Origin of the sequence: Arthrobacter sp. FB24 (genome assembly GCF_000196235.1) — a bacterium.
Classification (GTDB): Bacteria; Actinomycetota; Actinomycetes; order Actinomycetales; family Micrococcaceae; genus Arthrobacter.
Genome location: NC_008541.1, coordinates 2,159,991 through 2,182,004 on the forward strand (window position 1 = coordinate 2,159,991; position 22,014 = coordinate 2,182,004).

The 22,014-nt window shown below is 63.2% G+C and carries 19 protein-coding genes; 17 read left to right on the top strand and 2 right to left on the bottom strand.

The genetic code is table 11. From position 1 onward, the window contains the following. The first annotated feature begins 347 nt into the window (after positions 1–347). The 8 genes from ARTH_RS09710 to ARTH_RS09745 all read left to right on the top strand — a co-directional run bounded on the left by ARTH_RS09710 (position 348) and on the right by ARTH_RS09745 (position 10,047). Entirely contained in the window at positions 348–1,442 is a 1,095-nt protein-coding gene (locus ARTH_RS09710; protein WP_011691767.1) for a sugar ABC transporter substrate-binding protein, read from the top strand. Positions 1,443–1,502: 60 nt separating this feature from the next. Further along, positions 1,503–3,086, top strand: a complete 1,584-nt coding sequence (locus ARTH_RS09715; RefSeq protein ID WP_232223616.1) for a sugar ABC transporter ATP-binding protein — start codon at positions 1,503–1,505, stop codon at positions 3,084–3,086. A gap of 38 nt (positions 3,087–3,124) precedes the next feature. Then, positions 3,125–4,189 carry an ABC transporter permease gene (locus ARTH_RS09720; protein ID WP_011691769.1) on the top strand — a complete coding sequence of 355 codons (1,065 nt, stop codon included), beginning with the start codon at positions 3,125–3,127 and terminating at the stop codon, positions 4,187–4,189. Positions 4,190–4,233: 44 nt separating this feature from the next. Next, complete coding sequence (locus tag ARTH_RS09725; protein WP_011691770.1) at positions 4,234–5,184, top strand: aldo/keto reductase; 951 nt, start codon at positions 4,234–4,236, stop codon at positions 5,182–5,184. Positions 5,185–5,227: 43 nt separating this feature from the next. Beyond that, complete coding sequence (locus tag ARTH_RS09730; protein WP_011691771.1) at positions 5,228–6,880, top strand: GMC family oxidoreductase; 1,653 nt, start codon at positions 5,228–5,230, stop codon at positions 6,878–6,880. 38 nt (positions 6,881–6,918) lie between these two features. Further along, positions 6,919–7,632: a gluconate 2-dehydrogenase subunit 3 family protein gene (locus ARTH_RS09735; RefSeq protein WP_011691772.1), complete on the top strand. Its 714-nt coding sequence runs from the start codon at positions 6,919–6,921 to the stop codon at positions 7,630–7,632. A 149-nt stretch (positions 7,633–7,781) separates the two neighbouring features. Then, complete coding sequence (locus ARTH_RS09740) at positions 7,782–8,774, top strand: LacI family DNA-binding transcriptional regulator (RefSeq protein ID WP_043429710.1); 993 nt, start codon at positions 7,782–7,784, stop codon at positions 8,772–8,774. A gap of 181 nt (positions 8,775–8,955) precedes the next feature. Then, a complete protein-coding gene (locus tag ARTH_RS09745) occupies positions 8,956–10,047 on the top strand; it encodes a nitrilase-related carbon-nitrogen hydrolase (protein WP_011691774.1) in 1,092 nt (363 codons plus the stop codon). A 733-nt stretch (positions 10,048–10,780) separates the two neighbouring features. On the opposite strand, the gene ARTH_RS24245 is transcribed toward ARTH_RS09745, so the two are convergent. Continuing rightward, positions 10,781–10,966: a hypothetical protein gene (locus ARTH_RS24245; RefSeq protein ID WP_232223617.1), complete on the bottom strand. Its 186-nt coding sequence runs from the start codon at positions 10,964–10,966 to the stop codon at positions 10,781–10,783. Beyond that, entirely contained in the window at positions 10,957–11,331 is a 375-nt protein-coding gene (locus tag ARTH_RS24250; protein WP_232223618.1) for a hypothetical protein, read from the bottom strand. The genes ARTH_RS24245 and ARTH_RS24250 overlap by 10 nt, the downstream gene beginning before the upstream one ends. Positions 11,332–11,537: 206 nt before the next feature. On the opposite strand from ARTH_RS24250, the gene ARTH_RS09760 reads away from it, so the two are divergent. The 9 genes from ARTH_RS09760 to ARTH_RS09800 all read left to right on the top strand — a co-directional run bounded on the left by ARTH_RS09760 (position 11,538) and on the right by ARTH_RS09800 (position 21,826). Beyond that, positions 11,538–12,515 (top strand): AraC family transcriptional regulator, encoded by a 978-nt coding sequence (locus ARTH_RS09760; protein WP_011691776.1) that lies wholly within the window; start codon positions 11,538–11,540, stop codon positions 12,513–12,515. 188 nt (positions 12,516–12,703) lie between these two features. Continuing rightward, the gene (locus ARTH_RS09765) at positions 12,704–14,563 is read left to right on the top strand and encodes an FAD-dependent oxidoreductase (RefSeq protein WP_011691777.1); all 1,860 of its coding nucleotides are present in this window, start codon (positions 12,704–12,706) and stop codon (positions 14,561–14,563) included. Between the two features lie 152 nt (positions 14,564–14,715). Beyond that, positions 14,716–15,636 (top strand): LysR substrate-binding domain-containing protein, encoded by a 921-nt coding sequence (locus tag ARTH_RS09770; protein WP_011691778.1) that lies wholly within the window; start codon positions 14,716–14,718, stop codon positions 15,634–15,636. Continuing rightward, complete coding sequence (locus ARTH_RS09775) at positions 15,633–16,733, top strand: mandelate racemase/muconate lactonizing enzyme family protein (protein ID WP_011691779.1); 1,101 nt, start codon at positions 15,633–15,635, stop codon at positions 16,731–16,733. Before ARTH_RS09770 ends, ARTH_RS09775 begins: the two co-directional genes overlap by 4 nt. Before the next feature lie 52 nt (positions 16,734–16,785). After that, positions 16,786–17,064 (top strand): muconolactone Delta-isomerase, encoded by a 279-nt coding sequence (gene catC / locus ARTH_RS09780; RefSeq protein ID WP_011691780.1) that lies wholly within the window; start codon positions 16,786–16,788, stop codon positions 17,062–17,064. A gap of 220 nt (positions 17,065–17,284) precedes the next feature. Further along, positions 17,285–18,133: a catechol 1,2-dioxygenase gene (gene catA / locus ARTH_RS09785; RefSeq protein ID WP_043430643.1), complete on the top strand. Its 849-nt coding sequence runs from the start codon at positions 17,285–17,287 to the stop codon at positions 18,131–18,133. Positions 18,134–18,271: 138 nt separating this feature from the next. Further along, positions 18,272–18,853: a flavin reductase family protein gene (locus ARTH_RS09790; RefSeq protein ID WP_011691782.1), complete on the top strand. Its 582-nt coding sequence runs from the start codon at positions 18,272–18,274 to the stop codon at positions 18,851–18,853. A gap of 69 nt (positions 18,854–18,922) precedes the next feature. Then, on the top strand, positions 18,923–20,539 hold the full coding sequence (locus ARTH_RS09795; RefSeq protein ID WP_011691783.1) for a 4-hydroxyphenylacetate 3-hydroxylase family protein: 1,617 nt from the start codon (positions 18,923–18,925) through the stop codon (positions 20,537–20,539). Positions 20,540–20,749: 210 nt separating this feature from the next. Then, positions 20,750–21,826, top strand: a complete 1,077-nt coding sequence (locus tag ARTH_RS09800; protein WP_011691784.1) for a maleylacetate reductase — start codon at positions 20,750–20,752, stop codon at positions 21,824–21,826. Positions 21,827–22,014: the final 188 nt, after the last annotated feature.

The following is a 22,014-nucleotide window of genomic DNA, read 5'->3' on the forward strand; positions in this document are numbered from 1 at the left end:
TGGATCCGCGAAAGATACGCCCACACCGCCTGAGGCGGCCACGTTCCCCATGTCGCTCGGGTTGCTGCCGGAGCGAGCCTCGTCTCCCGTATTCGGGCGCAACCCCTCCTTCCTGCAGCTCCCCTAGAAGGCCTGAATTAGCGGTAACTCAACAATGCTACGGCTAAATTGAGGACCAGACAATGAGTAAAATCCCTTTGCTTGCGCTTATCTTGATCCCTAGCCAGGGAGATTCGAAGTCCTCAACATATTTCTTGAAAGCTCTTGATAGTGCGCTAACTCACGGTGTAACTTAGCTCACGAAGCCCCAAACTGGGGCACTCACGAACACAAGGAAGTGTTGTTCAATGCAAAGAACCAAAACTGGAACCCGTCGGAGCAGTAGGCTGGCCGCGGCGGCCCTTTGCGCTTCAATCCTGACTGTCGCAACGCTCGGACTCGCTGGCTGCAAGAGTGGGGCGGCCGCCGCCGCCGATGAGGAGGCGAAGGCAACAGGCAAGGGACTGGTCATCGGCTGGAGCCAGCGAGGCATCAGCGGCAGCGACTGGTGGAAGACCCTTGTCGAGGGCGGTCAGGCCGAGGCAAGCAAGGTCGGGGCGCGACTCGAGTTGCTTGATGCTAATGGTGACACCGTGCGGCAGAACGCTGACGTGCAGACCCTCATCACCAAGGGCGTGGACGTCGTCGTCATGAACCCGAACGACCCGATCGGCGTCGGCCCCTCAGTTCAAGCGCTTAAGGATGCAGGCATACCTGTCGTCACCGTCAACTCAAGTCTGGATAAGTCGCTGGTCCCAGACATGTTCTGCTACGTTGCGGAGGACCAGGAACATACCGGTTCACTCGCCGGGGAAGTCGCTGCCCAGAAGGCGCTCGAGAAGTACGGCGACAGCGGCCAGATCAAGCTTGTCGGTATCGGAGGCTTCCCGGGTGACGTGCTGAGCGACCTGCGGTTTAACGGCTTTATGGCTGGCTGGAACCGCGTGATGGAAAAGCACCCGGGCGTCACCACGGTGAAGCTCGAAACGAAGTACGGGGAGTGGAAGCCGGACAAGGCGCTCGCCCCGATCCGGGACGTTGCCACCGCCAACCCGGACCTCAAGGTCATTTACAGCATGAGCGACGTCATGCACGGCGGCATTGTCCAGGGGCTTCAGCAGGCCGGGCTCTGGGGCGACGGGATCATCATGGCCAGCTACGACGGCGGCATGGGAGCCATTAAGGAAATGGTGGACGACCCCAAGGGTCCGTTGCAGGCCGACGCGTCCAACCAGCCGTGGGACCAGGGAGTTGCCGCCGTGCGGATGGCACTTGCCGCCTTCAATGGCGACCAGTCCCAGTGCCCGGACAAGACGAACTACATCGACACGACGGTGATCACGCCCGTCGAGGCGCCAGAGTACTACGTCCCCTCGGACACCTACGTCCGCGCAAAAAACTGAGCTCCCTGACCGGCGCCGCCCCGCGGCCGGCCGATCCATCCAGAGCCCTATATAAGGAGCATGATGCTCGCCCATAACCCGGTCTCGCCTTCCACCGCAGCGGCGGAGACGGCACGAGACACCCACGACGGCGCTTCGGAGCTGCGGCTCGATGGCGTCACCAAGTCCTATCCTGGCGTCCAGGCGCTGAAGGGAGTCAGCTTCAGCGTCGCCCGTGGATCCATTCATGCACTTGCCGGGCAGAACGGCGCAGGCAAGTCGACACTCGTCAAGATTCTCTCCGGAGCGGAGTCCCCGGACAGCGGAAGCATACGCCTTGGCGGCGAGTTTCAGCGCTTCCGTGATCCGATGGACGCCCAGCGCGCCGGGATCCACACCATTTACCAGGAACTATCGCTCGTGCCGTCCCTTTCGGTGGCGGAGAATATCTTCCTTGGCCAGCTGCCTCGACGGGCGGGGGCCTCCGTCGACTGGCAGCGCATGCAGGCCGAAGCCCGGACCGCGCTGGACCGCGTAGGTTTCCATCTCGATGTCCGCCGCCCCGTGGGAAGTTACTCCACAGCGGAACAACAGGCCGTGGAGTTGGCCAAGGCCCTGCACAAGGACGCCCGGGTCCTGCTCCTGGATGAACCCACCTCCACCTTGCCCTTGCCCGATGTCGAGCGGCTGTTCACCGTCCTCCGCTCCCTTTCGGAACAAGGCGTGACGCTGCTATACATTTCGCACCGCATGGATGAGCTGTTTTCGCTCTGTGACGCCGTCACCGTGCTGCGCGATGGCGTGAACGCCGCCGACCTGAAAACGGCAAGTTCCAAGCCCGCCGACGTCGTCACGGCAATGGTCGGAAAGAGCCTTGAAGGCTCCATTGCCGATGCGGCCCTCCGCGGGGAACGCTCGCCCAGCCTGGGGGCCGGTCCCCGGGAGAATGTCATTCTCTCTGCCCGCGACCTCTCCGAGCAGGGGCATGTGGACAGGGTGTCGTTCGAGCTGCGTGAAGGCGAAGTGCTCGGCATCTCCGGGCTCATCGGCAGCGGCCAGTCAGAACTGGCCGGCCTCATCGCCGGTGCGAGAAGGCGGACCTCCGGCGAGATCCGCGTCGATGGGAAAGCGGTGGACTTCCGTGCCCCCCGCGACGCGATCCGCCGGGGGATCGGACTGCTGCCGCAGGACCGCAAGGCAGCGGGCTTCATCCCGGACATGGGTGTTGCAGGCAACATCACGCTCGCCAGCCTGCCGCAATTCAGCAGGCTGAGCGTGATCCAGTCCCGGCGGGAGCGCAGTGTGGCCGGGGAGATGGTGGCCCGGCTCGGCATGAAGGTATCCGGGGTGCACCAACCGCTCAAAACGCTGAGCGGGGGAACCCAGCAGAAGGCCATCCTGGCCCGCTGGCTTGTCCGCCAGTCGCGCATCCTCGTGTGCGACGAACCAACCCGCGGCGTGGACGTCGGGGCGAAGGAGGACATGTACGAGCTCATCCGCGAGTTCGCCCAGGCGGGAGGAACCGTCGTGGTGGCGAGCTCGGAGATTACGGAGGCGATGATGTGCGATCGCGTCCTCGTGATGGCGCGCGGCAAAGTCGTCGCCGAACTCGATCACGACGACATCGACCCCTCCGGCAACGCCATTCTCGAGCGCTTCGCCTGACGGCCCCCCTCAATCAGTTTCTATTCAGGAGTACAACCATGTCCCGGACCTTGTCGTCCCTGCCGCCAAAGAGCGGCGCGCCCTCCCCATCGCCCTCAGCAAGTATCAGCTCCCGACTGCGGGGCAGCGCCCTCCGCGCCCTGCCAAAGAGCTACCTTATCCTCGTGCTTCTCGCGATCATCGCGGTGGGCTACTACGTCTCCGACGACTTCTTGACGTTCCGCAATGCCGAGAACGTGATCACGGCCGCCTCGATCGTCGTCGTGCTGGCGATCGGCCAGTATTTTGTCATCCTGACGGGCGGAATTGACCTCTCCGTAGGCTCGATCCTCGCCATGTCCACGGTAATCACGGCACTGACCTTGCAGGCCGGGATGCCCGCCGGCGCGTCCGTTGTGTTCGTGCTTGCCTGCTGCGCTGCAGCCGGACTGATCAACGGCATCCTCGTCGTTTGGTTGAACATCCCCCCGTTCATCGCCACGCTCGCCATGATGAGCGCCGTCAAGGGCTTCAGCTACATCATCCAGTCAACAAGCCTGATCGAGATCCGCGACCAGTGGATCATTGAGACCTTCTCCCGCGGCAGCTTCCTCGGGATCCGCCACCCCGTCCTGATCTTCATTGTCGTGGCCGTGGCCGCGGCGCTCGTGGCCAAATACACTACGTTCGGCCGCTCGCTCTACGCTATTGGCGGCAACCCTGAAGCCTCGCGGCTTTCGGGCCTGCCGGTCGCACGGAACCTGATCATCACCTACACCATCTCCGGGGTGCTCGCCGGCCTGGCAGGCCTCATCGCCGCCTCCCAGCTGAGGCAGGGTAGCTCGCTCATCGGTGTAGGTTACGAGCTCGACGCCATCGCGGCCGTCGTCGTGGGCGGCGCCTCCCTCATGGGCGGAAAGGGTGATCCCCTGAACGCAGTGATCGGGGTGTTCATCCTGACCACCATCATCAACATCATGAACCTCGTCGGGATCTCCTCCGAGCCGCAGCTGGTCATCAAGGGCGCGGTCATCATCCTCGCCGTCTTCCTCTCCAGCGCAGGCGGCGTCCAGAGGATCTCCGGATTCTTCTCGAAACATTTCCCGCGCACCCGCGCCGTCTGACCGCCTACCCCCGTCTTCCCATTCAGCTCCAGAAAGCAGGAACCATGTCCATTCGCCCCTTTGGCCGCACCAGCCTGACCGTCTCCGATATCTGTGTCGGTACCAGTGCGCTCGGCAGCTTTCCCGCCCAATACGGTTACGAGGTCGATGAAGACACCGCCGTCGCTACTATTCAGCGTGTCTTCGACGGGCCCTTTACCTTCATTGATACGTCGAATGAGTACGGCGGGGGTGCAAGTGAAGAGCGGATTGGCCGGGCGATCGCCGAGCGCGGCGGCATCCCCGAGGGTTACGTCGTCGCCACGAAGGTCGACCCGCTTCCCGGCAGCGCCGACTTCTCCGGGGACCGTGTCCGCCGTTCAATCGAGGAGAGCCTCGAACGCCTCGGCCTCGATAAACTCCAGCTCGTCTACCTGCACGACCCCGAGAAGATCTCCTTCGAGGAGGGGGTGGCCAAGGGCGGACCGCTGGAAGCCCTCATCGATCTCCGGGACCAGGGTGTTATCCAGCACCTGGGCGTAGCCGGGGGCCCGATCGACCTGGAGCTGCAGTACCTGGCCACGGACGCATTCGACGCCGTCATTAGTCACAACCGCTACACCCTCGTTGAACAGACCGCCGAGCCGCTCCTGGAAGACGCGGCCCGCCGCGGAGTCGCCTTCGTCAACGCCGCCCCGTTCGGCGGCGGGATGCTCGTCAAGGGACCGAGGGCCGTCCCGCGGTACTGCTACGCGCCCGTGGACCAGACGACGATCGACAGGGTCCTGCGCATGGAAGAACTGTGCGGGCAGCACGGCGTCCCGCTGGCAGCAGCTGCCCTGCAATTCTCGGTCCGTGATGAGCGCGTGGCGTCGACCATCGTCGGAATGTCCCAGCCGGGCCGGGTCGAGGAGACCCTCAGCCTGCTCAACCACGACATCCCCCAGGAACTCTGGGACCAGCTCCTGCCCCTTGCACGCGAGGGACGCAACGGCATCGAAGCCGTGACGGTCTAACTACCGGGGCGGGTAGCAGGAATTTACGAAAGGAAACGAAGCAATGACCAGGAAGAAGCAGCCAGAGCCGGTAGATGTCGTCATCGTCGGTGCGGGCGCCGGCGGGGCAACCGCGGCAAAGGTGCTGTCGGAGGCCGGCCTGAAGGTGGTAGGCCTCGAGCGTGGGCCCTGGCTAAAGCCCGAGCACGCCTCGGGGGACGAACTCAAGTTCCTCAACCGGAATTTCATCTGGCAGGACCCGAAGATCAAACCGCGGACCTACCGCCCAAACGACAAGGTAGAGGCGGAAATCACCAACTTTTCCGCCACGCCGCAGGTCGTCGGCGGCGGCACCACCCACTGGGGTGGCATGGTTCCGCGTATGGCGGAGAGCGATTTCAAGCTGCGCAGCCTGCACGGCGATGTTCCGGGCGCAAGCCTGGTTGACTGGCCCATCTCCTATGACGAACTGGAGCCGTACTACACACGCGTTGAGTGGGAGTTCGGCACGTCGGGCCTTGCCGGAGCGAACAAGTGGGAAGCGTGGCGCAGCCGCGGCTACCCCACCAAGCCATCACCGCTGAGCCAGGTTGGACGGACCTTCGCCACCGCGATGTCAAAGCTCGGGCATGGCACGTTCCCCATGCCGCAGGGCATGGTCACCGAACCCTATCGGGGACGTCAGCCATTCAGTGAGAACGGCTTCTGGCAGCAGTACCCGGACCCGGGAACAGGCAAGTCATCCACGCTGATCAGCTTCATTCCGGACGCGGTTGCGACCGGGCGCTACGACCTCCGCTCCGATTCCTACGTGAGCGAGATACTCGTAGGCAAGGACGGCCGCGCCACCGGTGTCCGTTACCAGGACGAGGACGGCGACGAGTTCGTCCAGCACGCGAAAGCCGTGATCGTCTGTGGCGGCGGCATCGAAACCCCACGCCTGCTGCTCATGTCGAAGTCAGGGCTCTTCCCGGACGGACTCGGCAACGGCAGCGGCATGGTGGGTAAGAACGCCACCTTCCATCAGTACTCATTCTCGGTCGGCTTGTTCGACCGCGAGGTCAGCGACCCGCTTTACGGGTGGGCGGGCCACTACATGAGCCTGTGTTCGTTCGACTTCTACGAGACGGACGAGAGCCGGGGCCACATCCTGGGATCACTGATTTTCCCGTCAATGATCGGCCACCCGGTGAACTGGAGCTTCCCCGGCCGGCCTACGTGGGGCCAGGCGGCCAAGGACGCCGACCGCGATTTTTTCAACCACAGCATGAAAATCGGTGTCCTCCTGCACGACCTGCCGGTGGAGGACAACCGTGTCGACCTTGACCCGAACGTCAAAGACGCATGGGGTCTTCCGGTGGCCCGAATTACCCACACGCCCCACTCCAACGACTTTGCCCAGGAACGCTGGCAGGTTGCCAAGAACGGGGAAATCCTCGAGGCTGCCGGGGCGAAGAAGGTCATTCCGGTCAATATGGAACGGATCACGGGCAACACCTCGCATGAACTGGGCACCGCCCGGATGGGCAATGATCCGGCGACGTCCGTCGTGGACCGCTGGTGCCGCTCGCATGAAGTACCAAACCTCTACGTTTTCGACGCGAGCTTCTTCCCGACGGCGACCGGCATCAACCCGGCCCTGACGATCATGGCCAACGCCTGGAGGTGCTCTGACCATATCCTCCAGGTGGACCGCCACGGCTGGTCCGACAACTGATTCGCACTTCATACAGGACACGAAAGGACAGATGCCATATGGGACAGGCGGAATGGGCTACGGTACCCATCTCAACACGGGACGTGGACGGGCCGGTCTTCTTTACCGAGCACGAGTGGAACACGATCGAAGCGGCGTCGGCCCGGATTATCCCCGCCGACCACCACCCGGGTGCGCGCGAGGCCAGGGTGGTCCGCTTCATTGACCGGATGCTCGCGGGAACGCAGTTCATCTTTCCGGCAGCGGACGGCAACGGGTTCCTCCGGATGGAGGGCCTCGAGGAGGCCGCATGGCAGGAGCGAATCAAGCAGCGCCGGGAGTTTTACCGCGAGGGCGTTGTGGAGTTGGACCGGCTGGCGAAAGAGCGTGCAGACGCCGAGTTCATCGAACTGACGGAAGCGGACCAGGACGCGGTGCTCGAGACGCTGTCGGGCTTGGCCAAGCCCAACGCTTTTTCACTGGAGCACTCCGAGGTTGGCCTTGGGGGCGCGCCGGCAGGAAACCAACCGGTCAACGAGGACTTTCTGGAGTTCTTCCCGCTTCTGGTGCTTAACACCCGTCAGGGGTTTTACGGCGACCCGGTGTACGGAGGGAACGAGAACCGCGTCGGTTGGGGTGTCATCGGCTTCGATGGACCTCCGTCGCTGGCCTCCACCATGGACGGCACCTACACCACCCGCAAGTACATGGTGGAGGGGGCCGAGTGGCCATACGACCAGCATCCTGAGGTCCTGCGGTACCGGCGCCCGTGACAGTTGGCGCGCCGACCGGAGCCACGTTCCGTGGCTGCCCGGGGGTATCCGGGGATAATGTAGATGTGTCCACGACCCCCGCTCCCTCAAACGCCCGAAACTCCAATGGGCGCGGGGAGCGGCTGGCCTCCAGGTCAAAGGCTCCCCGGATGTCCGACGTTGCCCGGCTCGCCGGGGTGTCCCAGCAGACGGTGTCGCGGGTTGTCAGGGGAGCGACCAATGTCGATCCGGACATCCGTGAACGCGTCGAACACGCAATCGCCCAACTGCGGTACCGTCGAAATCCCGCGGCCGCGGCTCTCGCCAGCAACCGGACCATGACGATCGGTGTTGTCAGCTTCGAACTGTCTGTCCTGGGACCTACGGTAGCCCTGTACGGTATCTCCGAGGAAGCCCGGAAACATGGCTACGCGACGCGTTTAGTCACTCTGGCCAGTCTCGAACGCCGCGATATCCGGGCTGCCTTCGAATCCATCAATTCGGACACGGTTGACGGCGTGATCGTGCTCGCACCCCTGCTGGAAGCGATCGCGGTGCTCGCGGGTATCGACATCGGTGTCCCCGTAGTGACGTTCCAGCAAGGATCGCATCCGAGCCCGACTAGCGTTTCCGTTGACGAAGTGCGAGGTGCCCGGATGGTGGTGCGCCACCTGCTGGACCTCGGACACAAAACCGTGTGGCACGTTCAAGGCCCGCCTGGTTGGATGGCAACATCCGCCCGGGTCCAGGGATGGGCAGCGGAACTGGGGGCGTCTGGACGTTTCGTTCCGACGCCGATCGCAACGACCGACTGGTCAGCCGCCGAGGGATATCGCGTCGGCCGTGAGCTCGCCGCAAGGGAGGACGTCACAGCAGTCTTCGCCGCCAATGATCCTTTCGCGCTGGGAGTGATCAAGGCACTGGACGAGGCCGGGCGCGACGTCCCGGGAGATGTCAGCGTCGTGGGATTTGACGACGTCAAAGAAGCGCCCTTCTTTCGTCCGGCACTAACGACCGTAAGGCTCGATTTCGAAGCCATCGGCCACATTGCTGTGGGTCGCATTTTGGCCATGATAAAAGACGAGGCTGAGGGAGATATCCCTCTGTTGGAACCTCGTTTGGTACTCCGCGACACCACAGCGCCACCCCCAAGTCAGCGCTAAACCACTCCGCTGACTACCTACAGTCCTACTCGGGGCTGAACTCCTTGACTGGGAACTGAAGAGGGCCCTAGCCGCTTCTTGAAAAGCTATGAACCCAAAGGTCTTGCAATTTCCCACCTAACCGGAATATCGTGAGTTAGCGCTAACTCAGGTACTCAAAGAAGAGAAAAGAGAGAAAACAATGGTCGATCCATTTGTCGTCGTTGCGGTTTCGCCGCGGACAATCAATGTGAAGAATCCCGGCGACGGCGTCGCCAACGTCAAGCGCATCAACGAATTCATCGACACGGCGGTCATGGTCGGCGCCTGGGAAGGTTCTCCGGTCAAGCTGGTAGTCCTGCCCGAGATGGCGATCCAGGGCATGATGGCCAACACGCCTGGGAACCGTAAGAAGGAGGCCCACTTTGCCGTGACGATCCCTGGTCCGGAGACGGACGAGCTGGCGAAGAAGGCCGTGGAGCTCAATACCTACATCGCTGCCGAGCTGTACATGGTCAAGGACGAGGACTTCCCGGACCGCCACTTCAATGTCGCCTTCATCATCGATCCGCAGGGCGAGATCATCTACAAGCGCTACAAGGCCACCAGTGATGCCTACGAAGGAGGCATGCTCGGCAACATGAACCCGCACGACGTGTGGGACGAGTGGATCGAAAAGAAGGGAAATGGCAACGCAATGGACGCCATCTTCCCTGTGGCTAAGACCGAGATCGGCAACATCGGGTACGCCATCTGCCACGAGGGTGTCTACCCCGAGGTGCCGCGTGGGCTCGCGATGAACGGCGCCGAGATCATTATCCGGGGCACCCTGATCGAGCCGGCCGTCCAAAACGGCATGTGGGAACTGCAGAACCGGGCACACGCCATGTTCAACTCGGCGTACATCGTCGCTCCGAACCTGGGGCCCGAAGTCCGCGACGACGGGAGCATGCAGGACCTGTTCGGCGGCCAGTCCATGATCGTCGGTCCACGCGGGCAGATCCTCACCAAGCAGCAGGGCTGGACCTCGGGCGACTCGTTCGTCTGCACCACAATCGACATCGAAGCGCTCCGCCGGGCCAGGGTCGCCAACGGCCTGTACAACCAGTTCAAGGACCTGCGCACCGAGCAGTACCGGGTCATCTATGACAACCCGATTTATCCGAAGAACCAGTACCTCGACGCGCCGCCGAGCGAGGGATGGCTCGCCCGGGAAGACGCAACGCGGGCCGCTAATATCGAGAAACTCATCGAGCGCGGCGTGCTCACACCGCCCTCGGGCTACAGGGCATAAGTAGGGAAGTTGGCCGGGGAGCGCGTTTCGCGCACCCCGGCCAACTCTTGTGCCTCGGCTGTTTCTGAGCTGAACGATTCACAACATGAAAAGCAGACTTAGTTACGGGTCGGCTGTGGTCGTTGTCGGTCGCGGCCGCCTGGCGAGACAAGAAGAAGACAATGGATTATTCCCAGCTGGCCTACCCGCTCGTCGGCGCTATCAATACCGAAGCCCTCAGTGCGTTGCCCGGGGCCCCCGTAATCGAACCCGGAGGCGCCATGAGAAAGCGTAGACGAGTCAGCCGCCTCCGTGGCCGACTCTCGAATTTGTTACATCGGGCAGCCTGGGCCTTGGAACCGGACGTGGAACGGTGGGATCCCTGCCCGGGCGCCGGGTAGTAGAAAAGACCTATCCCTTCGGGATTGCCCGGGCTCCATATTAGGCCGGTCCCGTGGTTGTGGAGTCCACTGGTCAATGACACTGCGGGATAGCGGCGTCGACCAGGCAGACGGATGGACCGCCGGGGGAGTATCCGAGCCTGGAAGGGCCTGTGCAATAGTGTGAGCGCAGCGGTAGGAGCCGTACGGTTTTCGATGACAGTGTCTTTATGGGGCAATGGTCGCGGCGCACAGGCGGGGCCCGTGTAGGTTTTGTCCTGCCGGATAGTGACTCTTCGGGACGAATCGAGCATAGCTGCCTCCGGGTATCCGGGCGACGATTTTGCCCCGCAAAGGCCTCTGGCAAGGCCGGATTATTCGCCTTCGTCGACCGACAGGCGACGATGACGTTCCCGTTGGCCATAGGCCGCCCGAAGAATGTCGTCCTTTGTCTCGAATCCCGAGCCCAACGCGCCACCGATGAGCGCCGCCGATGTCGTCATCCAGGCAACCTCCACAAAGTCCGAATTAGTCACGGGATGTTGCAGGGTCAGCGCCAACAAGACATCGCAACTTCCGCGACCACGGTACGGCCATCGAAACGAATGGGAAGATCGGTTAGGCAGACCAAGACATCCCATGCACGGAGGATTCGGTGCTTCGCAATGGACTCCAGCATCGGCGCCAACACACTGCCAGCCGTAAGATCCTGGTACTCGATCACTACTGACCAATCGTGGCGCTCATCGGCAAGGTTGAGAAGATGGCCCACTTCGCGACCGTTGCGCTCGGCAAACTCCGCGGTGACCTCCGGTTCAGCGAGCACGCCCAGCGTACGGGCACTCGTGGGGTTCACGTCGCCTGAACTTTGCGGCAAGCCTGTCCTCCTATGATTCAGTGTTGTGACCAGCGACTTGGCGGTCACAAGGGTCCTGGACGCGGATTTCCGATGCGTCACTCCCTGGGGTCTGCTCCGGGGCACCGCGGTCTGTGCCCTGCAGGCTTCCCATGCTCACCTGGTCAGGGGCTGACGTCCGCGGCCTCACCTAGGCGTGCCACTGTCGCCAAGGCAACGGCATTTCCCCGCCCGTCCAGAAGCGATCGGCTGGGACGGACTAGAATTGACGGATTATGGCCAGTCAGCAGAATGATCTGCCCGCCCTGCCTCGCGCCTTTCGCTTCACCACGCATGGCATCGCGCCCGTCAACCGCGTCCAGCTGTGGGAGGGCCACAACGCCAAGGCCCTGATTTCGCTCGATATCCGGACCCTCGACGAGTCCCCGCTGCACGCGGCTGAAGTGAATCTCCAATTTCCGTACCTGCGTCTTGCCCACGTGCGCGGTACGGCCCAGATCGTGGAGCGTTCGGAATCGTTCATCCGGCAGAACCCCACCGAAATGGTGGCGATCTTCTTCGCCCTAGCCGGCGATGCATTCTTTTACCACCGCAGCGGCCACGAGTTGTTGAAACCGGGCCAAGCCATCATGTACGACGCAGACCTGCCGTTCATGCGCGGCTTCGCGGAAGGGCTCCAAGAGCTTGTCCTTACCGTTCCCCGGCCGCTTTTCCTGGAGCTGTCCGGGGGGACTGGCCTCAACCGACCAGTGCGGTTCGATTTCGGCCCCGGCGGGGTCCCTCAGGCACAAGAGCTCGCGCGGCGGATCCGGACAGCGCTGGCGGCCCAGCAGCCGACGGATGACGCCGAGAATACCGTCCTTGAACTATTCCGCTCAATCGCTTCAGGGGGCAACGCCGGCAGCGATGCCGGCTATCTGGCAGCTGCCAAGGGATACATCGAACGGCACCACGGCGATCCTGAACTTTCGACGGCGGAGGTGGCTGCCGCCGTCGGCATCAGTGAGCGGCAGCTAGGGCGGGCCTTCGCAGCCGCGGGCCTCACGCCCGGGCGGTATGTCCTGGGGCTGCGGCTGGATCGCGGCCAGGAGCTTCTCGCTTCGCCCGCCGCGGATGGCTTGAGCATCGGCGAGATCGCTGCGAGGGTCGGCTTTTTGTCGCAGAACTATTTCGCACGTACCTTCAAAGAGCGGTTCAGCGCCACGCCATTGCAGACGCGCAAGGCAGCCAGGGCAGGCATTCCGCTTGAGTAGCCGCAGAGGGAACGGGTCGTTTTAGTACTGCGGCGACGCGTTTTAGCACCGGCCGGACGCATCAGCGCCGACCAGGTCCACGGCCGATAGTGACCTGTGACACTTCTTGGGAAGGCCCGGTCCAGCAGCATCACCACCGCAAAGCCAGCGCCGGCCACAGTGTCCAACCACAACCAACGGAGGTTGTCATGCCAATTTTCAATGACGGAATCACCGCCACTGCCCGCCCGGAAGGTACCGGCATCGTCATTACGGACGTGCTGATTGTGGGCTCCGGCCCAGCAGGCAGCTCGGCGTCCCTGTTCCTCTCCAACCAGGGCATCCCGAACATCATGATCACCAAGTATCGCTGGACCGCGAACACGCCCCGTGCCCACATCACCAACCAGCGCACCATGGAAGTCCTGCGCGACGCCGGCATCGAGGAGCAGGTCCTGGCCGAGGCCACGCCGCACGAACTCATGGGTGACACGGTCTATTGTGAATCCCTCGCCGGCGAGGAGATCGGCCGCCGCCCTACCTGGGGCACGCGTCCTGATCGGCGGGCCGACTATGAACTCGCGTCGCCTTCCATGCCGTGCGATATTCCGCAGACTCTGCTGGAACCGATCATGGTCAAGAACGCGGCGATGCGTGGCACGCAGGTCCAGTTTTCCACTGAATACCTATCCCATACGCAGGATGGCGACGGCGTAAGTGTCCAGGTGCTGAACCGCCTCACCGGACACGAATACACCATCCGGGCGAAGTACCTCATTGGCGCTGATGGTGCGCGCTCCAAGGTGGCCGCCGACATCGAGCTCCCCATGGAGGGCCTGATGGACATTGATGGCTCTATGAACATCACGTTCAAGGCGGACCTGACCCACCTCGTGAAGCACCGCCCGTCAATCCTGTACTGGGTGTTCAACCCGGGCTCAAACATCGGCGGTCTCGGCGCCGGCCTGATCCGCATGGTCCGCCCGTGGAATGAGTGGTTGATCTGCTGGGGCTTCGACATCAACGGTGAGCCCCCGGTCCTGGACAATGCCGAAGCAATCCGGATCATCCGTAACCTGGTGGGCGTCGCGGACCTCGACGTCGAAATCCTGGGCTATTCGCTGTGGGGCAACAACGAACAGTGGGCCACCCACCTGCAGAAGGGCCGCGTTTTCTGCGCCGGAGATGCCATCCACAAGCACCCGCCGAGCCACGGACTTGGCTCCAACACCTCCATTCAGGATTCCTACAACCTGGCCTGGAAGCTGGCCGCCGTAATTAGGGGCCAGGCCGGTCCCGAACTGCTGGAAACCTACTCCACCGAGCGCGCCCCCGTGGCCAAGCAGATTGTCACCCGCGCCAACCAGTCCAGCCGCGACTACAAGCCGATCTTTGACGCCCTGGGGGTCACGGATGCCACCACGGACCCGGAATTCACCGAGAAGCTCCAGCTTCGCAAGGAAAACTCGCCCGAGGGCGCCGCGCGCCGGACGGCACTGCGCGCCGCACTCGACGCGAAGGACTATGAGTTCAATGCACAGGGTACCGAGATCGGTCAGTACTACGAGTCAACGGCTGTCGTGACCGACGGCGGTGAGCGGCCTGCACGGACCGAGGACGAGCTGCTGCATCACCAGAAGTCCACGTTCCCGGGCCTCCGGTTGCCGCATGCCTGGCTTGGAAACGCAACGTCCAAGTACTCGACTCACGACATCGCCAAAGGCACCGGTTTCACCATCTTCACCGGAATCACGGGTCAGGCTTGGGCAGACGCCGCGGTCAATGTGGCCGCTCGGCTGGGGATTGAGCTCAAAGCCGTGGTCATTGGCGAAGGCCGGGAGGTCCAGGACCTCTACGGGGACTGGCTCCGCCAGCGGGAAGTCCAGGAGGACGGTGTCATTCTCGTTCGCCCGGACAAGCACATCGGCTGGCGCGCCCACACTATGGTTCAGGATCCCGTAGCTGCCCTTACCGCAGTGCTCGCCGAGATCTTGAGCGTCGGCCTTGAAGACTGCGATCTCGCCGAGGAAGCCGAAGCCGTTCTCGCACCCGCCGGTCTTAGTCGCTGAGCGCGCAGCAACATTTCACTCCGGTGAATATCGGCATTATTCGGACCTAAAGGCTCTTAGTCACGGATAAATATGTATTTCTATTTACGAATACGCGCTTTTACGCTTATTTCTGCATGGCATTGAGCCAGCAGACCTACTGAGAGGCCTCAATGGAGACGCGACATCTCAAGTACTTCATAGCCGTCGCAGAAGAACGGCATTTCGGCAGGGCCGCCGCCAGACTCCATATGGCGCAACCGCCTTTGTCCCAACAGATCCGGCAGCTGGAGGAACAGTTGGGCACCCCGCTGATGGTCCGGACTACCAGGAAGGTGGAGCTGACGCCGGCAGGTCAGGTACTGCTGGATCGGGGGCGGGTGCTGCTTCAGGAACTGCAAGTCCTGGAATCCGATGTGCAGCAGGTTGGCGAAGGTGCCACGGGCGTGCTCCGGGTAGGGTTCACCGGCACGGCCACGTACCGGCTAATGCCCATCATCGTCCAGGCCGCGCGCCGCACCCTGCCTGGGCTCCGCATCACGGTCCAAGGCGAAATGCTGACGCCGCAGATGGAAGCTGCGTTGGAGGAGGGCAGGCTCGATGCTGCCGTCCTCCGCCCACCTGTTCATTCGGGGGCCATCGCCCTGAAGCTGCTGGAACAGGACCAGCTGGTGGCGGCCTTGCCCGCAGACTCGCCGCTGGCAGAGAAGGGAACGCTGGAGCTGGCCGCCCTGTCCGAGGAGGGCTTCATCGGATATCCCGGCTATTCCGCGGTCAGCAGCATCTTTGTTGATGCCTGCCGCAAGGCCGGATTCCAGCCCCGGGTCGTTCAGGAGGCAAAGGAGACCTCCACACTGCTCTCGCTCGTGGCCTCCGGTATGGGCATAGCACTCGTTCCCATGACATCTCGGATGTTTTCCTATCAGGGCGTTGCTTTCCGGCCGCTCCGGAACCCCCCGCCGATGGACCTGGCGGTGGCCTGGAACAGCGACAAGGAAACGCCGCTGTTGCGCGCCTTCCTCGATCTCTTCGATTCCCTCCCCGCCAAGCAGCCCCCAGGTAAGTCGGCAACCTCCAAAGGACAGACCCCGTGAAGATCACACGCATCGAGGCCATCCCCTATGCCATCCCGTACTCGCGGCCGCTGAAGTTCGCCAGCGGAGAGGTGAGCACCGCGGAACATGTGCTGGTCCGGATCCACACGGATGCGGGTATCTGCGGAGTGGCAGACACTCCTCCGCGGCCCTATACATACGGCGAAACCCAGGATTCGATCGTGTCGGTGGTGACCAAGGTCTTTGCCCCGCAGCTCATCGGGATGGACCCGATGGACCGCTCCAAAGTCCAGCAGTTGCTCGGGCGCACGGTCAATAACCCCACGGCCAAGGGGGCCCTGGACATCGCACTCTGGGATGTCATCGGGATTTCGCTGGGCACCCCGGTGCACAAGCTCCTGGGTGGCTTCAGCGACAGCATGCGGGTCTCGCACATGCTGGGCTTCAAGGCCGCCGCAGAGCTCCTCGAGGAAGCGCTGCGGTTCCGTGAAACGTACGGCATCGACACCTTCAAGCTCAAGGTTGGCCGGCGGCCGCTCTCCCTGGACGTCGAGGCCTGCCACGTGCTGCGGGAAGGCCTCGGTGCGGACACCGAGATCTACCTCGATGCCAACCGCGGGTGGACGGCGAACGAGGCCATGGAGGTGCTCCGCCGGACCGAAGGCCTGGGATTGTCAATGCTGGAGGAGCCGTGCGATGCCGCCGAGGCGATGGGACGGCGCCGGCTGGTCCAGCACTCGAGCATCCCGATCGTGGGCGACGAAAGCGTCCCCAACCTCGGGGACGTTTCCCGGGAACTGCTCTCCGGCGGAAGCAACGCGATCTGCATTAAGACAGCGCGCAGCGGTTTCACCGAGGCCCAGCAGATCCTCGGCCTCTGCGAGGGCCTTGGCGTGGACGTCACGATGGGCAACCAGATCGACACACAGGTCGGCAGTCTCGCCACGGTCACCTTCGGCGCGGCCTTCGAGGCCAGCTCCCGGCGGGCCGGGGAGCTCTCCAACTACCTGGACATGACGGATGACCTGCTTGCGGAGCCGCTCGAAATTACCGACGGGGCCATCCGGGTCCGCAAGGCCCCCGGCGTCGGGGCAGCCATCGACGCCGACAAGCTGCAGAAGTACCGTCAGGACTAGGCGTGCCCGGCCGTATCCGCCCCCAGAAACCCCACACCGAAAGGAACACCTCATGCTTTACCTGGTCCGCATGGACGTCAATATTCCGCCGGACATGCCCAAAGAAAACGTCGACGCAATCAAGGCGGAGGAACGGGAGTACTCCCAGGAGCTCCAGCACAACGGCCGCTGGCCGCACTTGTGGCGGGTCGTGGGCGAGTACTCCAACTACTCGGTGTTCGACGTCGCGGACAACGATGAGTTGCACACGCTGCTGTCCGGACTGCCCCTCTTCCCGTACATGGACATCAAGGTTACGCCGCTGGCCAAGCACCCGTCCGCCATCGAATAGCACGCCCCGCATTTATATCAATTAGCATGCATCGCATTCATATCGAAGAGCTTTCAATGATCCGGAAATAGGTATTTCCCCTCGCTCAATAAGGGCAATATCGTGGAAACAACACCGGATGTGATGTGCAGCACTAAGCAGCAGACGCGACATACCGGAACCCCTCGAACCGTTTATGACCAAGGTTCCGGAGCCACCATTCTTTGACAAGGGAGTCACCATGACAACGGAAATCCAAGCCACCGCCGCATCCTCCGGCGCGGGGGCCACCGCCCGCTTCCGGGAAAACAAGCACATCGGCGCCGGCACGAGCCAGGAACGTGTCAGCTCGCTGGCCGGCCGCATCATCAAGGCGATCAACGACACCGTCCTGGATGAGAAAGTCACCTATGACGAGTACAACGCTTTCAAGGCCTGGCTTATCCAGGTCGGCGAGGACGGCGAATGGCCGCTGTTTTTGGACGTCTGGGTGGAACACTCAGTCGAGGAGGTCGCCAACGCCAACCGGCACGGTTCCAAGGGCACCATCGAGGGACCGTACTACATCCCTAACGCCCCCTCGCAGAAGACCCCGGTCACCCTGCCGATGCGCGACGACGAACCCGGCACCCCGCTGCTGTTCCAGGGCCAGGTCACGAATGTCGCTGGTGAGCCGCTCGCCGGGGCGCTGATCGAACTGTGGCACGCCGATGACCTTGGCTTCTACTCCCAGTTCGCCCCCGGGCTGCCGGAATGGAACCTCCGCGGCTCCATCGTTGCCGATTCCCAGGGCAACTTCCAGATCAACACCATGCAGCCGGCGCCGTACCAGATCCCCACCGACGGCGCCTGCGGTGCCCTTATCGCCGCGGCCGGCTGGCACGCCTGGCGGCCTGCGCACCTTCACTTGAAGGTTTCAGCGCCGGAGCACCAGCTCATCACCACCCAGCTTTACTTCGAAGGCGACGAGCACGTCGCCGACGACATCGCCTCGGCCGTGAAGCCCGAACTCGTCCTCGCCCCGACAGAGCGCGCCGACGGCAAGGGTCGCGAAGTCACCTACAACTTCGTTCTCGACCCCCAGGACTAAAGCTCCAGTCCCGGGCCCGGGGGCGGAACACTTCCGACCCCGGGCCCAACCCGTACATCACCCTCACCCGCCATAATGCCGCTCGCCCAAAATCAGGCCGCCGCCACGGTAGCGGCCAACAGCAGAAAGGAGGAGTCGATGACTCAGGAAGTCATGGGGGCCATTGACACACGCGAACTGCGGCACGTCTTTGGCACGTTTGCCACCGGCGTCACGGTGGTGACATGTCGGTCCGACGGCGGCGTCCCGCACGGCGCCACGGTCAATGCCTTCACCGCCGTCTCCCTGGATCCGCCGCTCGCCCAGGTCACCCTGACCCGGACCTCGCGGGCCGCCCGCTACCTCGAAGGTGCCGCCTTCGCCATCAACATCCTGTCCCTCGAACAGATGGATGTTGCCCTGCATTTCGCCGGCAAGGTCCTCGACGAGGAGCCGGAATGGACCCTGGACGGAAACGTCCCGGTGCTAACCCGGAATGCCGCCACGCTCGAATGCCGGCCGTGGAACGTCTACGACGGCGGCGACCACATCATCGTCGTGGGCGAGGTCATCGGCATGGAAATCACCAAGCGGGAACCGCTCCTGTTCTTCGGCGGCAAATTCCGCCAGATCGGCCGGCTCGTTGAGGGGGCCCCTTGGGACCACTCCGGCGACGCCCCGGAATCGGGCTGGTTCGCCGGCTCCAGCTCCTTCAAGCCGCTCCACGGCTCCACACGCTAACCCGCACCACACCAAGAACGCCTGAATTTCCTCACCGCTCAGAGACCCCTCCCCCTGAAAGGGACGATCATGACCGAAATTGTTGACCAGTCAGTTCCCGCTACCGATTCCTCGGCGTCCTCCACGCCGTCGATGAGTGAGAGAACAACGCCGGCGAATCCGAAGATGCCGATGACCGGGGATGAGTACATTAAGTCTTTACAGGATGACCGCGAGGTCTGGATTTACGGTGAGCGTGTCAAGGACGTGACTACCCACCCGGCGTTCCGGAACTCGATCAGGATGGCCGCCCGGCTGTACGACGCAATGCACAAGCCCGAGATGCAGGACAAGCTGATGGTGCCCACGGACACCGGCTCCGGTGGCAAGACGATGTCCTTCTTCCGCACCCCGCACAGCGTCGAGGATCTGAAGAAGGACCGCTTAGCGATCGAGACCTGGTCCCGCATGAGCTACGGATGGCTGGGCCGCTCACCGGATTACAAGGCCGCGTTCCTGGGCACCTTGGGCGGCAACACGGACTTCTACGATCCGTTCCAGGAGAACGCCAAGCGCTGGTACAAGGAATCTCAGGAGAAGGTCCTGTACTGGAACCATGCGATCATCAACCCGCCGGTGGACCGGCACCTCCCGGCGGACCAGGTCGGCGATGTGTTCATGAAGGTCGAGAAGGAAACCGGCTCGGGCCTGATCGTCTCCGGTGCAAAGGTCGTTGCCACCGGGTCCGCGATCACCAACTACAATTTCATCGCGCACTACGGCCTGCCGATCAAGCGCAAGGAATTCGCACTGATCTGCACCGTGCCGATGGACGCCCCGGGTGTGAAGCTGATCAGCCGGGCCTCCTACGCCCACCAGGCCGCTGTGATGGGCACCCCGTTCGACTACCCGCTGTCGAGCCGGATGGACGAGAACGACTCTGTCTTCATCTTCGACAAGGTCCTAATCCCGTGGGAGAACGTCTTCGCCTACGGGGACGTGGAGAAGATCAACAACTTCTTCCCGCAGACCGGCTTCATCAACCGCTTCACCTTCCAGGGTGTGATCCGTCTCGCCACCAAGCTCGACTTCATCGCCGGGCTGCTGATGAAGGCCCTGGAAGTCGCCGGAACGCAGGACTTCCGCGGCGTCCAGACCCGGGTGGGCGAGGTCCTGGGCTGGCGCAACATGTTCCATGCGTTGATCGACGGCATGACCCTGAACCCCGACCAGGGCCCCAACGGCACCGTGCTGCCCAAGCTCGACTACGGACTGTCCTACCGGATGTTCATGGCCATCGGCTACCCGCGGATCAAGGAAATCATCGAACAAGACGTCGCATCCGGCCTGATCTACCTGAACTCCTCAGCCCTGGACTTCAAGACCCCGGAAATCCGGCCCTACCTGGACAAGTACATCCGCGGCTCTGACGGCGTAGAGGCCGTGGATCGGGTCAAGTTGATGAAGCTGCTCTGGGACTCCATCGGCACCGAGTTTGGCGGCCGGCATGAACTCTACGAGCGGAACTACTCCGGCAACCACGAGAATGTGAAGGCCGAGATCCTCTTCGCCGCGCAGGCCCAGGGCACCACGGACTACATGAAGGGCTTCGCTGACCAGTGCCTCGCCGAATACGACCTGGACGGCTGGACCGTGCCCGACCTGATCAGCAACGACGACGTCAGCCTCTTCCTCAAGCGCAGCTAGATCAATTCCGGATGAGCGGCGCTCCGAGTCCACGTTGGGAGCGCCGCTCACGCGGCAAGAGACATCGTTGGCCGCATGAAGAGTTCGTGCTCATCCGCTCGGCGTGGCCGGATGATATCAGGAAATGTCTTTCAACGAAGCGGCCGCCAGCACCTGAGCCGCCGACTGCACGGCGCCCGAAGCCGCAATCGTGAACCGGAAGGACTGACTATGGGTCTGGCTTTTGAGCATGTGACTCTGGGCCAGCGTGTCCTCTTCGGCACCGGCACGGCCGCTCCGAGCCTCGCCTCCGAAGTGGCCCGCCTAGGTGCGCGGCGCGTGATGGTGATCACCTCGAACCGCGCGAGGGAAACGGCATACAGAATAGCTGCCGACGTCGAGGTGGCGCTGTGGCACCACGACGTGGCGATGCACGTGCCCATAGAAACCGCACGGAAGGCCCGCGCCGCCGCGGGTGAGCACGGCATCGACCTGCTTGTCTGTGTGGGCGGGGGTTCGACGACGGGACTCGCTAAGGCGATCGCGATGACCTTGCGCCTGCCGATCATTGCCGTGCCCACCACCTATGCGGGCTCGGAAGCCACCAACGTGTGGGGCCTAACCGAAGCATCTCGAAAAACCACCGGAGTGGACGATGCCGTCCTGCCCGTCACCGTCATCTACGACGCGGCACTGACGCTAGCCCTGCCGGTGGCCATGTCCGTTGCCTCCGGACTGAACGGCATTGCACACTGCATCGACTCCATGTGGGCCCCCGGCGCAGACCCCATCAACGCAGCGCTCGGCGCCGAAGGCATCCGCGCCCTCAGCCACGGCCTGCCCCTCATCGCCGAAGACCCCGCAGGTACCGAGGGGCGCGAGCAGGCCCTGTATGGCGCCTACCTCTCCGCCGTCGCGTTCGCGTCCGCCGGCTCCGGGTTGCACCACAAAATCTGCCATGTCCTGGGCGGCGCTTTCAACCTCCCCCATGCCCAGGTCCACGCCACCGTACTTCCTTACGTTCTCGCGTTCAACGCCCCCTATGCTTCCGACTCCGAAGCTCGCATCGCCGCAGCGTTCGGCACAGCCGACGCACTGACCGGACTACAGGAACTGCGCAATCGTCTTGACGCACCCAAAGCTCTGTCTGACTACGGTTTGACCGCGGACGGGGCCGCCGAAGCCGCCGCCGTCGTCCAGCCGACCGTACCGGCATCGAACCCCCGCCCCGTCACGACCGAGAACCTCACCCGCCTCCTCCAGGCAGCACTGAGCGGCGAGGACCCCCGGTGCCTCCTGGAGCATTGACCTCCTCGATCCCGGGCCGGGATCGATTGCTGAGAGTGGCGCACATCGGGACTGTCTGGATAACGGTCGATTCACACTTGGCCCGACACGCCGGTAGGAGCCTGGCGGGGGGGGGGGGGGGGGGGGGGGGGGGGGGAGACCGATCATGAGCGACGCCATGGATCCCATGGCGACTGATGCGGATCAGC

What these genes read in the sequence shown, in the direction of transcription:
- ARTH_RS09710 (WP_011691767.1), top strand. Translation starts at nt 348, where the DNA reads ATGCAAAGAACCAAAACTGGAACCCGTCGGAGCAGTAGGCTGGCCGCG.
- ARTH_RS09715 (WP_232223616.1), top strand. Translation starts at nt 1,503, where the DNA reads ATGATGCTCGCCCATAACCCGGTCTCGCCTTCCACCGCAGCGGCGGAG.
- ARTH_RS09720 (WP_011691769.1), top strand. Translation starts at nt 3,125, where the DNA reads ATGTCCCGGACCTTGTCGTCCCTGCCGCCAAAGAGCGGCGCGCCCTCC.
- ARTH_RS09725 (WP_011691770.1), top strand. Translation starts at nt 4,234, where the DNA reads ATGTCCATTCGCCCCTTTGGCCGCACCAGCCTGACCGTCTCCGATATC.
- ARTH_RS09730 (WP_011691771.1), top strand. Translation starts at nt 5,228, where the DNA reads ATGACCAGGAAGAAGCAGCCAGAGCCGGTAGATGTCGTCATCGTCGGT.
- ARTH_RS09735 (WP_011691772.1), top strand. Translation starts at nt 6,919, where the DNA reads ATGGGACAGGCGGAATGGGCTACGGTACCCATCTCAACACGGGACGTG.
- ARTH_RS09740 (WP_043429710.1), top strand. Translation starts at nt 7,782, where the DNA reads ATGTCCGACGTTGCCCGGCTCGCCGGGGTGTCCCAGCAGACGGTGTCG.
- ARTH_RS09745 (WP_011691774.1), top strand. Translation starts at nt 8,956, where the DNA reads ATGGTCGATCCATTTGTCGTCGTTGCGGTTTCGCCGCGGACAATCAAT.
- ARTH_RS09760 (WP_011691776.1), top strand. Translation starts at nt 11,538, where the DNA reads ATGGCCAGTCAGCAGAATGATCTGCCCGCCCTGCCTCGCGCCTTTCGC.
- ARTH_RS09765 (WP_011691777.1), top strand. Translation starts at nt 12,704, where the DNA reads ATGCCAATTTTCAATGACGGAATCACCGCCACTGCCCGCCCGGAAGGT.
- ARTH_RS09770 (WP_011691778.1), top strand. Translation starts at nt 14,716, where the DNA reads ATGGAGACGCGACATCTCAAGTACTTCATAGCCGTCGCAGAAGAACGG.
- catC (WP_011691780.1), top strand. Translation starts at nt 16,786, where the DNA reads ATGCTTTACCTGGTCCGCATGGACGTCAATATTCCGCCGGACATGCCC.
- catA (WP_043430643.1), top strand. Translation starts at nt 17,285, where the DNA reads ATGACAACGGAAATCCAAGCCACCGCCGCATCCTCCGGCGCGGGGGCC.
- ARTH_RS09790 (WP_011691782.1), top strand. Translation starts at nt 18,272, where the DNA reads ATGACTCAGGAAGTCATGGGGGCCATTGACACACGCGAACTGCGGCAC.
- ARTH_RS09795 (WP_011691783.1), top strand. Translation starts at nt 18,923, where the DNA reads ATGACCGAAATTGTTGACCAGTCAGTTCCCGCTACCGATTCCTCGGCG.
- ARTH_RS09800 (WP_011691784.1), top strand. Translation starts at nt 20,750, where the DNA reads ATGGGTCTGGCTTTTGAGCATGTGACTCTGGGCCAGCGTGTCCTCTTC.